The sequence below is a fragment of the Thermodesulfobacteriota bacterium genome (assembly GCA_040757775.1).
Taxonomy (GTDB): domain Bacteria; phylum Desulfobacterota; class UBA8473; order UBA8473; family UBA8473; genus UBA8473.
The window spans coordinates 14,147-27,114 of record JBFLWQ010000023.1 but is presented as its reverse complement, the minus strand read 5'-3'; the positions used below and the strand labels follow the sequence as shown (position 1 = coordinate 27,114).

The 12,968-nt window shown below is 40.9% G+C and carries 13 protein-coding genes; 4 read left to right on the top strand and 9 right to left on the bottom strand.

Annotated elements, in window-relative coordinates; all coding sequences use genetic code 11:
- Positions 1 to 37: 37 nt before the first annotated feature.
- The 9 genes from mraY to AB1401_12645 all read right to left on the bottom strand — a co-directional run bounded on the left by mraY (position 38) and on the right by AB1401_12645 (position 8,823).
- Positions 38 to 1,114, bottom strand: a complete 1,077-nt coding sequence (gene mraY / locus AB1401_12685) for a phospho-N-acetylmuramoyl-pentapeptide-transferase (GenBank protein MEW6616303.1) — start codon at positions 1,112 to 1,114, stop codon at positions 38 to 40.
- A gap of 265 nt (positions 1,115 to 1,379) precedes the next feature.
- The gene (murF, locus tag AB1401_12680; GenBank protein ID MEW6616302.1) at positions 1,380 to 2,786 is read right to left on the bottom strand and encodes a UDP-N-acetylmuramoyl-tripeptide--D-alanyl-D-alanine ligase; all 1,407 of its coding nucleotides are present in this window, start codon (positions 2,784 to 2,786) and stop codon (positions 1,380 to 1,382) included.
- Complete coding sequence (locus AB1401_12675; GenBank protein MEW6616301.1) at positions 2,787 to 4,322, bottom strand: UDP-N-acetylmuramoyl-L-alanyl-D-glutamate--2,6-diaminopimelate ligase; 1,536 nt, start codon at positions 4,320 to 4,322, stop codon at positions 2,787 to 2,789.
- A gap of 44 nt (positions 4,323 to 4,366) precedes the next feature.
- A complete protein-coding gene (locus AB1401_12670; protein ID MEW6616300.1) occupies positions 4,367 to 6,319 on the bottom strand; it encodes a penicillin-binding transpeptidase domain-containing protein in 1,953 nt (650 codons plus the stop codon).
- Positions 6,320 to 6,378: 59 nt separating this feature from the next.
- The gene (gene ftsL / locus AB1401_12665; GenBank protein MEW6616299.1) at positions 6,379 to 6,738 is read right to left on the bottom strand and encodes a cell division protein FtsL; all 360 of its coding nucleotides are present in this window, start codon (positions 6,736 to 6,738) and stop codon (positions 6,379 to 6,381) included.
- Between the two features lie 22 nt (positions 6,739 to 6,760).
- On the bottom strand, positions 6,761 to 7,708 hold the full coding sequence (gene rsmH / locus AB1401_12660) for a 16S rRNA (cytosine(1402)-N(4))-methyltransferase RsmH (GenBank protein ID MEW6616298.1): 948 nt from the start codon (positions 7,706 to 7,708) through the stop codon (positions 6,761 to 6,763).
- Positions 7,692 to 8,033 (bottom strand): STAS domain-containing protein, encoded by a 342-nt coding sequence (locus AB1401_12655; GenBank protein MEW6616297.1) that lies wholly within the window; start codon positions 8,031 to 8,033, stop codon positions 7,692 to 7,694. Before AB1401_12655 ends, rsmH begins: the two co-directional genes overlap by 17 nt.
- 22 nt (positions 8,034 to 8,055) lie before the next feature.
- Complete coding sequence (mraZ, locus tag AB1401_12650) at positions 8,056 to 8,529, bottom strand: division/cell wall cluster transcriptional repressor MraZ (protein MEW6616296.1); 474 nt, start codon at positions 8,527 to 8,529, stop codon at positions 8,056 to 8,058.
- A 102-nt stretch (positions 8,530 to 8,631) separates the two neighbouring features.
- A complete protein-coding gene (locus AB1401_12645; GenBank protein ID MEW6616295.1) occupies positions 8,632 to 8,823 on the bottom strand; it encodes a hypothetical protein in 192 nt (63 codons plus the stop codon).
- A gap of 529 nt (positions 8,824 to 9,352) precedes the next feature.
- Between AB1401_12645 and AB1401_12640 the strand changes: the two genes are divergently transcribed.
- From AB1401_12640 to AB1401_12625, 4 genes are all read left to right on the top strand, one after another.
- Positions 9,353 to 9,859: a hypothetical protein gene (locus AB1401_12640; GenBank protein ID MEW6616294.1), complete on the top strand. Its 507-nt coding sequence runs from the start codon at positions 9,353 to 9,355 to the stop codon at positions 9,857 to 9,859.
- A 16-nt stretch (positions 9,860 to 9,875) separates the two neighbouring features.
- Positions 9,876 to 10,556, top strand: coding sequence for a queuosine precursor transporter (locus AB1401_12635; GenBank protein MEW6616293.1), 681 nt, complete (start codon positions 9,876 to 9,878; stop codon positions 10,554 to 10,556).
- A 226-nt stretch (positions 10,557 to 10,782) separates the two neighbouring features.
- Positions 10,783 to 12,147 (top strand): phosphomannomutase/phosphoglucomutase, encoded by a 1,365-nt coding sequence (locus AB1401_12630; protein ID MEW6616292.1) that lies wholly within the window; start codon positions 10,783 to 10,785, stop codon positions 12,145 to 12,147.
- A gap of 14 nt (positions 12,148 to 12,161) precedes the next feature.
- Entirely contained in the window at positions 12,162 to 12,953 is a 792-nt protein-coding gene (locus AB1401_12625; protein MEW6616291.1) for an SDR family NAD(P)-dependent oxidoreductase, read from the top strand.
- Positions 12,954 to 12,968: the final 15 nt, after the last annotated feature.

The following is a 12,968-nucleotide window of genomic DNA, read 5'->3' as shown; positions in this document are numbered from 1 at the left end:
AGTTCTCTCCTGTAATTGCAATTCTTCAGTAATGACCCTACCTAATCTTCAACGTACTTATTGCAACAAGGGCAAGTATGATTGCTATAATCCAAAACCTTACGATAACCTTTGGTTCTGCCCAACCTTTTAGCTCAAAATGATGATGGAGAGGTGCCATGCGAAATATACGTTTCCTTCTCAACTTGTACGATCCAACCTGAAATATTACAGAAAGGGCCTCAATTACAAACAGCCCCCCAGCAATAACAAGGAGCATCTCCTGTTTAGTAATTACTGCTACTGTTCCCAACGCCCCACCTAACGAAAGGGAGCCAACATCTCCCATAAATATCTGTGCCGGATAGGTGTTATACCAGAGGAATCCCATACCTGCACCCAGCATTGCGCCACAAAAGACTGTTAACTCTCCAGTGCCAGCTACATAGGGTATCTGTAAATAATTGGCGATTTTAATGTGACCTGAAAAGTAAGAAAATAGAAGGTAAGTGGCACTTGCAATCATCACAGGACCTATGGCTAACCCATCCAATCCATCTGTCAGGTTAACTGCATTTGAAGTACCAACCACAACAAAAATGACGAAGAGAATGTAAAACATGCCTAAGTCGGGATGTATACCTTTGAAAAACGGAACACTAATAGATGTACTGAAGTTAGGAGACAAGTAAAGAAACAACCCTATAAGCAAACCAATTAGTATCTGTCCCCCCATCTTGTACTTAGCCCTTAACCCGGTAGAATTCCTCTTTGCCAGTTTTTTATAATCGTCGATTACCCCAATAATCCCAAATCCCAGAGTGCTGAGTATGACCATCCAAAGATAGGAATTTGTCAGGTTCCCCCATAGTAAAATAGATACAGTCAGAGCAAAAAGTATCAGTGCTCCCCCCATAGTGGGGGTACCATGTTTCTGAATATGAGAGGCAGGGCCGTCTTCACGAATCTGCTGACCAATCTTGAGCGAGCTGACTTTCCTGATAAACCAGGGCATCAAAAAGAAACTGATTATAAGGGCTGTCAAGGTTGCATAGATAGTTCTGAAGGTAATGTATTTGAAGACATTCAGGAAGGCATATGTAGTATGAAGTGGATAAAGTAAATGAAAAAGCATGTCTATAACCCTTTAAATTATTGCCTCTTAACCACAAGGCTAACTTACTTCTCATTAAACTAAAAAATTTATACTGACGGTTCAACTTGCGGATCTTTATATATGTTAGTAACTATTCAGATAGGAACAGAGGCACAGAGCACCAAAGGCACAAAGTAGGGAAAAACAACGAAACGACCCTGCTCCACTCTGCTTTATACCTATGTGCCTTTGCCACTTTGTGCCTGATCTAGTTACATATATTTCAGGCTAATCTGGCCGTCTTTTACTCTTCCCTTGTGGTAAGCTTTTTTACAATCAATTCCATCTTCATACTTCTCGAACCTTTCACTAAAATGCAATCTCCTTTAGTGATTATGGTTCTTAGTTTTGCTGTAATATCCTGATGTTCCTTTTCTACATAAATGTTTTTTTCATTCATTCCCCCCTCAGAGGCGGCCAGGGCAATATTTACGGAATCCTTACCCAATGTAAAGAGGTAATCAATCCCTAACTCCGAAACCATATTTCCGATTTGAATATGAGCAGATTCAGTAAATTCGCCTAACTCCAACATGTCTCCCAAAACTGCTATTGTTCTTCCCGTTCTCTTAAACCCTGTCAGGGTTTTGAGGGCTTGGGCCATAGAGTTTGGGTTTGCATTGTAAGTATCGTTTATTATCGTATACCCATCTAATTCCATAATCTCCATACGACCAGGCAGAGGTTTAAATCTCTCCAATCCTTCTTTAATAATCTCCAATCCCACACCCAGAGCCTGAGCAACCCCGGCTGCTGCCAATGCATTATAGACATTGAAAACCCCATAGAGCGGCAGATTGATAATAGTATCTTTATCCTCAACAGCGAGCCGAAAGCTAACTTTACCCGAATCGGATATTGATAAATCCCTTGCTATAAGGTTAGCATCTTTAATCACACTAAAACCAATCTTTCTGCATTTACATTCAGCAGCCAGTTTAAGAACCATGGGATCATCCTGATTGATTATGGCAAAGCTGTCTTCTTTCAAAATATTAAAGAGTTCCCCTTTTTCTTCTCTCACCTCTTCCACACTCAGAAGTCCCTGAAGATGCGCCTGCCCGATATTGGTTATAACAGCCACATCTGGCACAGAAATCTCAGACAACCTTTTTATCTCGTACCTGGCGTTTGTACCCATTTCCAGAACCGCTATCTCATCTTTCCCGCTGAGTCTCAACAGGGTCAGGGGGAGACCTATCAGATTGTTGAAGTTCCCCTCTGTTTTTAACACCTTAAAGGGGATTCCCAGTATACTGCCGATCATCTCTTTGGTGGTAGTCTTTCCGTTGCTGCCGGTAATACCCACAATCGGAATAGGGTGTTTCATCCTCCAATAATGGGCAATATCACCCAGTGCCCTTAAAGTGTCGTCAACTTCTATAATAGTTTCTTCGCCATTCCATCCCTTTTCTACTAAAAAGCCTCTCTTTACTATTGCGCCATTGGCACCCTTCTCACAGACATCGGGAATAAAATTGTGTCCGTCAAAGTGCTCACCATTTAGGGCTATAAAGAGATCTTCTGGTTTGATGGTTCGGGAATCAGTAGAGATATTTTTGAAGGAGGCAAAAAGAGAGCCGTGGATGAGTCTCCCCCCAGTGATCTTTAAAATATCGGCAGCTGAGAATTTGTAATCAGGCTCAGACATTTATAGGGACCTCACCTTCCCCTTTTCAGATATTGCATTCCTGACTTCCTGCCGATCATCAAAAGGTATTCTTTTGTTTCCCACAATCTGATAGTCCTCATGCCCTTTACCAGCAATTAAAACCGTATCTTGATATTTTGCTATATCAATAGCGAGCCTTATTGCCTGGAGACGGTCTACAACGGTTACATACCCTTTTTTATAGGAATTTACTGTCAAATCATCCACACAATACTTTCTTATACCCAATCTTTTAATTCCTTCTTCGATTCCCCTGATTATACTATTGGGATTTTCTGTTCTGGGGTTATCCGATGTTATTATGGACAGGTCGCTGTATTTGCCCGACACTGCCCCCATAAGAGGCCTCTTTAACCTGTCACGATCTCCCCCGCACCCAAACACCGTGATTATCTTTCCTTTGGAAAGGCTTTTTATAGTTGCCAGAGTCCTTTCCAATGCGTCACTGGTATGGGCATAATCAACTATGATGTTAACACCTTCTCCGTTTTCTATGAACTCGAATCTGCCCGGGACTTTATCCAGACTTTCTATGCCCTTTTCTATATCCGGGAATGAGATACTCTGGCTTATCGCCACACTTGTAGCAGCCAGGATGTTATAGAGATTGAATTCTCCAACAAGGGGAGACTTAACATTTAAACTGCCCTCGGGGGTGTTTATCCTGACACTTGTCCCCTCTAAAGTGAGCTTAACATGCTCAGGGAAAACCTGAAATCTGTTTTTAACTCCGTATTTAATGATATTTGGTATGGTGTTTAAAGCAAGATTTTCACCAAAGGGATCATCCGCATTTATTACGGCACAAGAACCCTTTTTTTTGTTACTCTCAAGCAGAAGATGGTCGAATAGTTTAGCCTTGCTGCTAAAGTAATGCTCCATGGTTCGATGATAATCCAAATGGTCTTGAGTAAAGTTGGTAAACACACCTGCATCAAAGTTGAGGGATTCTACCCGTCTTAAATCCAATGCATGGGAAGATACCTCCATAACAACATGGGTAACCCCATCTTCCACCATTTCAGCTAACATCCTTTGGAGATCAAGGGATTCCGGTGTAGTCATTGATGCGGGAATTGACTTACCTCCGTAACAGTAATTTATTGTCCCCATGATCCCTGTTTTAAAACCTGCCTCTTTGAATATTGATCCAACAAGATAGGAAGTAGTCGTCTTCCCGTTGGTGCCAGTAATGCCGATCAGAGTTAGTTTTGAAGATGGATCTCCATAAAACCGTGCGGCAATCCGTGCCAGCGCCACCCGAGAATCCGGGACTAGAATAATTATGGCATCCTTTATACCCTCCTGCATCTGCTCAACTACAACCGCCCTGGCACCTTTATCAATTGCCTCCTTAACAAAGTTATGACCATCGAACTTGGTTCCCTTTATAGCTACAAACAAAAAGTTTTTGGCTATCCTTTTAGAATTATAGGAGACACCAGCCACCTCCAGTGATCTCTCTCCTATGACCTCTTTATCCTCTATAACCCCTATCAGATCATTCAGTTTCATTTGTCTGCCTCGTGAATCGTAGGGGCAAACACATAGGTTTGCCCCTACGACGATGGCTGCTGGAATTTAACCCAACACTTTTCCCCATCATTGACTATGCTTCCTGGCTTTAAACTCTGTTCAACTGCCCTGCCACTTCCTATGATTCTGATATCTATTTTAGAATCGTGTATTACTCTAAGTATCTGTCTAATACTCATCCCGGTAAAATCAGGCATAACAAACTTTTCAGATTTATCCCGCACTGATTCAGTACTGGATTTAACCGTTCCTTCCTCTTTAATGGCTGCATCCTTTTTTAAGCCATCAGATTTCTTGAGTTTACTTAATACTTCAGAAGGGGTATGATTATCCTGGGCAACAACCTTGCTAGGAAGTACCCCCATGTAATGCAGAGTTTCTTCCGCAACTTTCTTAAACACTGGCGCAGCAACATCACCCCCATAAAAAAGCCCTCTGGGCTCGTCAATCAACACCAATATTGCTACATTAGGATCATCAGCAGGGGTGAATCCCATAAACAGTGCTATATACTTATCGTTAAAATAACCACCTAAAGATGGATTGGGCTTCTGGGCTGTTCCAGTCTTGCCAGCGACCTCATATCCGTCCATAGATGCCTTGGTACCTGTTCCGCCCTGGAGCACTGTAGTTTTCATGATAGATGTAACATCTCTGGCTGTTTTTTCGGAAATGACCCTCCTTACTACCTGCGGGCTGAACTCTTTAATAATTTTACCTTCGGGAGAAACAATCTGTTTCACTATGTATGGTTTCATTAAATCCCCTTTGTTAGCAATCGCAGACAACCCCCTGATTAATTGAATGGCAGAAACTGAGACCCCCTGCCCGAAAGAAATTGTATTAACGGCAATCTGGGACCACTCATTGGTCGGACGAACCTGTCCCGAAGTTTCCCCTGGCAAATCTATACCTGTTTTTTCTCCAAAACCAAATTTCCTTATGTATTCATATAATGTTTCCCTTCCAAGTCTTTCCCCTATCTTGCCTGCACCTATGTTACTGGAAAATTTTATTATGTCCTGCAAGCTCAACCAACCATAGGAATGAGTATCATGAATAGTTCTTCTAGCCACATTGTATGAACCATTTTCACAAAAGAAGGTGTCTTTTGGGGACACAATACCTTTTTCTAATGCCGCTGATGCTAAAAAAACCTTAAAGGTTGAACCAGGTTCAAAGCAGTCAGTAACCGCTCTATTTCTCCAAAAAGAGGGGGGATACTTCCCGAAGATGTTTGGATTAAACTGAGGTTCAATAGCAATAGCCAGCATCTCGCCAGTTTTAGGATTCATCGCAACAATAACCCCGCTCTTAGCTCTGGCTCTGGCAACTGCCTCTTTTAGTTCTTTTTCGGCTATGTACTGAATAGTTTTGTCTATAGTAAGTACTAAATCATTACCCGCTTCTTCATTCCCTTGTTTCAGACCGTGGCTCAATATTACTCTTCCCAGAGCATCCCTTTCTACAACTGAGGATGTGGTCTCTCCTTTAAGATAATCGTTATATTGAAGTTCCAGACCTTCCAATCCCCTGGAATCCAATCCAGCAAATCCGATAATATTTCCGGCTGTTTCACGATTCGGATAAAATCTTCTGGCTTCTTTAATGAAATCGATACCACTAAGGCTCAGGTTCTTCACCTTTATTGATTGGTCTGGAGATACCCTTCTACTAACCCAGGTAAAGGGTTTTTTAACAGTTAATTTTCTTTCCAGTTCTTTTTCGCTCACTTTGAGAATTGGTGACAATTCTTTTGCAGTTTTATATGGGTCTGTTATCTTTACAGGTTCAGCGTAGATAGAATCTACATCGATACTTATTGCAATTTCTTCTCTATTTCGATCATATATGACCCCTCTTTTGGGGACTACAGATATAACCTTCCGATACTGTCTTTCAGCCAGCTGACTAAGCCTTTGATTTTTCACTATCTGGAGTTGATAAGCCTTGACTGAGATTGCAACAGTTGTCATAATAAAAACTACGAAAATAATAAATATTCTAAATTTCAACCATTTTTTTGCCTTATCAGTCATCTTATTATAACCAATTGGTCTGGTTTAGGAGATGTCAGTCTTAGCTCTTTCTTTGCTATATCTTCAACATGGTATGGCGATGTCAGAGTAGCTATCTCTAATTTCAATTTCTTATTCATTTGGAGTAGTTCGTTTTTCTCTTTTTTTGCCTGACTGATTTCATAGCCCAGGTTGACAACCTGGACATGGGGCCATACATAAAATAGAGAAGAAAAAATCAAGACAGCAGCAACAATCAGAGACATTCCAATCGTACTTGAATCCTTTGTATTTATGCGCCCATTTGGAGACAGTTTCTTTGAAATACTCTTGTCGAATTTGTTGAAGATAAGCCTTTCTGCAATTGTGCCTTGCATAAAACCTCCTTAAAATAAAAAGTTATACCCTTTCAGCAACCCTTAACTTTGCACTTCTAGACCTGGGGTTTTTCCTTACCTCATCCTCCGATGGAAGGATTGGCTTTCTTGTCAATACTTTGACCTTACTCTCCTTTTGACAATTACATTCCGGCATATCAGGGGGACAGATGCATCTTTTCTCTAGTGCTTTAAAGGACTGTTTGACGACCCTATCCTCAAGGGAGTGAAAGGATATGACACAAAACTTACTCCCTTTTTTTAGGAGATCAACACCTACCTGAATAGCAGTTTCAAGGTTTCTCAATTCATCATTGAGAGCAATCCTAATAGCCTGGAAGGTCTTAGTAGCCGGATGGATTCTTTTTGGACGAAATCCGGATGGAATTGCAGCGCTAACAATATCTGCCAATTCTACGGTTGTAGATATCGGTTTGTGTTTTCTGTAATCTGCAATAGATCGCGCAATCCTTTTCCCAAAACGTTCTTCACCATAGTTCCACAACATCCGTTCAAGTTCAGGTGTGGAAAGGAAATTGACCAAATCAAATGCCTTGAGTATGGAGCTTTTGTCCATGCGCATATCGATTGGGCCTTCAAGTTTAAAGCTAAAACCCCTCTCTTCATTCTCCAGTTGAATTGAAGATACCCCTAAATCAAGTAATATCCCATCAACCTCATTTACTTTTAGATTTTTTACAATGCTTCCAATGTTCTTAAAATTATCATAGATTATCGTTACCCGACCCTGAAAATGATTTAATCTGTTTTTGGCAACTGTAATTGCATCTTCATCCCAATCTATTCCAATCAATCTGCCATTTGGTGAACTGCACTTTAATATCTCTAATGAATGGCCTCCACTGCCCAATGTCCCATCTATATAAATCCCGTCCTGCTGGCAGTTCAGGTATCTGACTACTTCTTTTACCATTACTGGAAGATGTTCAATCTTACTCCTCTTCCCCAAAGCTCTTTACCGCATTCTCTACGAAATCATAACTATTAAATTCTTTATCAGCATCTGCTACCTTGAAAATATTCCTCAGATAATCACTCACTCCAACTAATTTTAAATCACCGTGATACTGTCTTAATCTTTGGAGTCTTTCTACAAGAATGTTGATAGTCAAGTAATTGATATGTTTGGTATTTTTTAAACTAAGTACAACCTTGTGCTTATCCTTATCCATAAGAGATGAAATAACATTCTTTATTTCCTCCATCTCTTCAATGCCAACATCTCCATTAGCATCGATGATCAAAATGTCATTTATATATCTTTGGGTTAACACAAGTCTCTCTCCTGACGGCAGACTATAAACCCAATTCCCCCAAGGCATCACTTATCTCATCAAAATTTTCTTTAGCCTTAGCAATCTCCTGTTCCCATTTTTCCTTACTCCAGATTTCGATCTTCTTTGTCATCCCTGCAAAGACAATATCTTTCTCCAATTTAGCATACGCCCTTAAAGTGGGGGGCAGGAGTATCCTTCCCTGTTTATCTATGGTACATTCTGTTGCTCCAGAGATAAAGAAGCGTTGAAAGGATTTAACATCCTTTTTTACTATTGACATAGAACTAACCTTATCTTCTAAAAGTCGCCATTCATCAAAAGGATAGGCGACTAGACAGCCATCAAAGTTGGTAATAACCAACCTATCATCGTATCTCTCGTTTAGGACTTCCCTAAATTTTACCGGAAGACTCACCCTGCCTTTTGAATCTATAGTATGCTCGTATCTACCACGAAACACGACAACACACCCCCCTGTGCCTATACTTACCATACAATACCACTTTATACCACTTTGTGGGACGAATATACATTCTTATATTCTTGATGTCAAGAAAAAATTAAAATAATTTTTATTTTTTTGCTAGGCTAATAATCAGCCTTCCCTGCCCTTGCTTCCGCTTGGAGTAGATTTATCTCCACGAAAGCAGGAAACAGGAATCCAGCTACCTGATTTTACTGGTTTCCCGCCTATGTGGGAAACCCTCATTCCCCGTGGGGCATCACGAAGCATGAAAATAACCTGGTTGTTTCCACTTTCGCAGTAATTACACATCTCTTTTGTCATTCCGGACTTGATCCGGAATCCAGAAAGCAGGTGAATACATTTAAAAGTGCTAGATTCCCGCCTCAGCAGGAATGACGGTGGAGGGTTTTATTTTTTTCTATTCCACCAGTCCATCGCGGAACAGGAAGGAACATACATGAGAAAATCCTTGACACCACTAGGGTTTTAATCAATAATCAAGCCATAAAAGCTATCAACCTAATAAACGGCTGAAACCCAAATGCCTCTAAAGGGGCACTTCGCTCATCCACCAGCCCGTTAGGTGCAATTTCGACTATGTGGTAAAAATATGTCCGAACTATTAGGAATGTCATTCAATCAGCTTGTTAGACCGAGTCTATCCTTTACAATCACCTTCAATTTTATTCAAAATGAGGAATATTTTGTAGCTACTTGAAAATTGGTCATACGTCCGCCAGCCCGATACCCAAAATGCCGCTCCGCTTGAACGCTTACAGGTATTGACAGAGGCAATATGTAGAGGGGTTGGATAAAGAATAAAGAACATCCCTAGAAGGAGGTAAGAATCATGGAAAAGGAAATGCCGAAGCTGTCGGAAAAAGACTGGCCTGAAATCAGGAAGATTAAGGCATCAAATAATACCGGCTGGAGGTATTTTGAAAACCTGGTAAAAGCTATGTATAAAAACCTGGGGGAAGAGAAAACCTGTGAGATTCTATCAGACTTTATGAAAGAGAACGCAAAGAAGTTTGTTAGACCGGCGATGAAGGCATTTGGGATAACAGGCAACGATGCCTGGTCGCTTGCCAGCTATTTTAAGTTAGCCACCGGAGATATAATAGGTTACAAAGTTGAATTGGAGAGGATGTCACCCAAAAAAGTAGCCTATAGATTGTTCTCACCATGCCTGTGGTTCCCTGACCTGGATATTCCCCACACTTTCTGTGAAGCTATGGCTAGTTTTGAAGAGACGGCAGCAGAGTTGGTTAACCCAAAGATCAGGGTATCTCACGGCAGATTGATGACAGCAGGTGATAGCTGTTGTGAGATATTCTTTGAAGAAATGGATGTCTGAAAGGTAGTATCTCGCTATGGTAGTAATATTTATGTGGATTATTCTGGTTAGCGCTTTAACCTTGATGGGTTCCTGGTATGCGAAAAGGTGCAATAAGCCGGATTTCCTAATAGTGCTGTTTGCTGTTTTTACAATATTTAGTAATTTAGCTGCTTCAAAGATTGCAACATTTCATTTGGGCTTTGCAGATTTCTTTGCACCTGCAGTAGTGCTTATTTTTTCAGTAACCTTCCTTCTGACCGACATTGTTAACGAAAAATTTGGAAGAAGGGAAACGCATCGAATGATATTTATCACGTTCTTTGCCCACGTTGCTGTCGCTATCTTTTCATGGTTAATACTCTCCCTGCCTGCAGCACCTTTCTGGACAGATCAAAAGGCATTGTCTTCGATTATTGGTTTGGTTCCAAGAATAATTTTGGCATCATGGATCGCTTTTTTGGTTAGTGAAAACCTTGATGCTTATATTTATGATTTGTTTAAGCGAGTCACGAGAGGGAAACATCTATGGATGAGAAATGCACTCAGTTCATTGCCATCAATGATCGTTGACTCTATGTTATTTGTGACCATTGCTTTCTGGGGGATTCAACCAGTCAAACCAATAATCACAGGTCTTATTGTAATAAAATGGCTTGTGGGGCTTGTTGATATTCCCTTCATGTACCTGAACAGATTTATTCTATATAAAAGATAAAATTCTTATAGATTAATAGGAATGAAACAACGTGAGAGCTTTAAAATCTATACAAACTGTCATTGCGAGGAGCGAAGCGACGTGGCAATCTTATTATTTATCAATAAGTTATAAGATTTCTCCTTCCAGTCGAAATGACAAACTGCGTATTTTTCAAAGGTCTCAATGTATGCTGAAGCGAAAAGGGATACTTTTCCAAAGCTTTCACTGAGTAAAGGAAAAAGCTATGGTTGATATTGTTCAGCGAATCTTCAAGGCATATGACATTCGAGGGATATATCCCGAAGAGATCAATGAAGAAACAGTCTACAGAATCGCTCAGGCATATGTGGAGTTCGTGAAACCTAAAGAGGTAGTCCTGGGAAAGGATGTCCGGCTTTCATCTCCATCTCTATGGCGAGCTGCTGCCCAGGGAATAAACGATATCGGGGTTGACGTGATTGACATCGGCACCATCTCCACTGACATGCTTTACTTTTCTGTAGCAACATATGGATTTGACGGAGGAATTACCATTTCGGCTTCTCATAACCCGGCGCAGTACAATGGAATGAAGGTGGTGAGAGAAGAAGCCATCCCTATCTCTTCTGATACAGGTCTTCAGGATATTCTGGGGATTGTCCTTAAATCTAAAAAGACATCTGCAAAGAAAAAAGGTCAGATAATTGCAAAAGACATTATGGAAGACTATATGGTCCATGTCCGCTCATTTATTGACGTTGATAAGGTTAAACCGCTAAAGATTGTAGCCAATGCTAACTTTGGTCTAGCTGGAGAGGTCGCTAAGAAATTAACCGGTGATATGCCACTGGATATAATCGGGGTCAATTTTACTCCTGATGGAAGCTTCCCCAAAGGGCGTCCTGATCCTCTTATACCGGAGAATCGTCACGAAACTATAAGCAGAATAAAAGAAACAGGGGCCGATTTTGGTGTTGCCTGGGATGCTGATGCTGACCGTTGTTTTTTCTTCGATGAGACAGGGGAATTTATTCAGGGATACTTTATTACTGCCCTTTTGGCCAAAACCTTCTTAAAGAGACACCCGGGAGGTAAGATAATCTTCGATCCAAGGCTTACCTGGGCCAATATTGATACAGTCATAGAAAACGGTGGCATCCCGATAATCAACAAGTGCGGTCATGCTTTTTTTAAGGACAGAATGAGGCGCGAGGATGCGGTATTCGCAGGTGAGACGAGTGCCCATTATTACTTTCGAGACAACTACTATGCTGATAATGGGATGATACCATTTATGGTAATGTTGGAAATCCTCTCTGCCTCTGGAAAGACACTATCAGAACTGGTAGCTCCTCTGAAAAACAGGTACTTTGTCTCTGGGGAGATAAATAGAGAGGCCAGAAATACACAAAGGATATTGGAAATTATAGAGAAAAAATATAGAGAGGCTATAGTAGAGCACATAGATGGACTCTCCATTGAATATCCTGATTGGAGGTTCAACTTGAGGTCATCTAATACCGAACCTTTATTGCGTTTAAATCTAGAAGCCAAAGCTAAGGAAATTATGGAAGAAAAACAAGACGAAATAATAAAATTGATAGATCAAATAGAAAACGATTTTAATTGAAAGGGAGGTAGAATATGGGAACAAATTCAAAGTTAAAGGGTAAGGTCGCTTTGATTACAGGCTCCAGTGAAGGTATAGGGAAGACCATTGCCCTCAAATTTGCCGAGAATGAGGCAGATGTGGTCATTAATGGGAGAACTCCAGAGTCAGGGATGGAAACGGTAAACAAGATAAAGGATATGGGAAAACAGGCAATATTTGAAAAAGCCGATTTAACTATCTATAATGAAGTTAAAGAGATGGTAACCCGTGTACTGGAGAAGATGTCCAGGATAGATATACTGGTTGTCAGCGGAGGAACCAGTAGCCGTGGAAAACCATTAATTACCCCTAATTTCTTCAGGGATATCAACCCTGATACCTATATAGATTTTATCAACAGTCAATATTTCAGCAGGTTGTACTGTGTCAGATCTGTCCTGGATCACATGATTGAAAGGAAATCAGGGAAAATCGTACTTATAGGAACCGATGCAGGACGATGGCCTACCCCAGGAGAATCTCTGCCTGGTGGGGCAGGGGCTGCTCTGGTTCTGACTACAAAGGTTCTTGCCAGTGAGTTTGCCAGGTGGGGAATAAGGATTAATACCATTTCAACTACAGTAACAAAGGATACACCAGGCATAGAACTTGTACTTTCCTGTGGACCCGCAGCAAAAGTATTTCAAAAGGCTATGGAAAAACAGCCATTCCCCCTGAGGGCAAATGATATTGCAGAAGCTGCTCTATTCCTGGCATCAGAGGCTTCTGACCAGATTACCGGCCAGACTATTAGTGTTAATGGGGGGTTATGCTTCCCTGGTTAAAAGGAACCAGTTCTT

Coding starts and splice junctions, on each gene's coding strand:
- mraZ (MEW6616296.1), bottom strand. CDS start 8,529: ATGGTAAGTATAGGCACAGGGGGGTGTGTTGTCGTGTTTCGTGGTAGA.
- AB1401_12630 (MEW6616292.1), top strand. CDS start 10,783: ATGGTTGATATTGTTCAGCGAATCTTCAAGGCATATGACATTCGAGGG.
- AB1401_12635 (MEW6616293.1), top strand. CDS start 9,876: ATGGTAGTAATATTTATGTGGATTATTCTGGTTAGCGCTTTAACCTTG.
- AB1401_12670 (MEW6616300.1), bottom strand. CDS start 6,319: ATGACAACTGTTGCAATCTCAGTCAAGGCTTATCAACTCCAGATAGTG.
- AB1401_12640 (MEW6616294.1), top strand. CDS start 9,353: ATGGAAAAGGAAATGCCGAAGCTGTCGGAAAAAGACTGGCCTGAAATC.
- AB1401_12625 (MEW6616291.1), top strand. CDS start 12,162: ATGGGAACAAATTCAAAGTTAAAGGGTAAGGTCGCTTTGATTACAGGC.
- ftsL (MEW6616299.1), bottom strand. CDS start 6,738: ATGCAAGGCACAATTGCAGAAAGGCTTATCTTCAACAAATTCGACAAG.
- mraY (MEW6616303.1), bottom strand. CDS start 1,114: ATGCTTTTTCATTTACTTTATCCACTTCATACTACATATGCCTTCCTG.
- AB1401_12645 (MEW6616295.1), bottom strand. CDS start 8,823: ATGACAAAAGAGATGTGTAATTACTGCGAAAGTGGAAACAACCAGGTT.
- murF (MEW6616302.1), bottom strand. CDS start 2,786: ATGTCTGAGCCTGATTACAAATTCTCAGCTGCCGATATTTTAAAGATC.
- AB1401_12675 (MEW6616301.1), bottom strand. CDS start 4,322: ATGAAACTGAATGATCTGATAGGGGTTATAGAGGATAAAGAGGTCATA.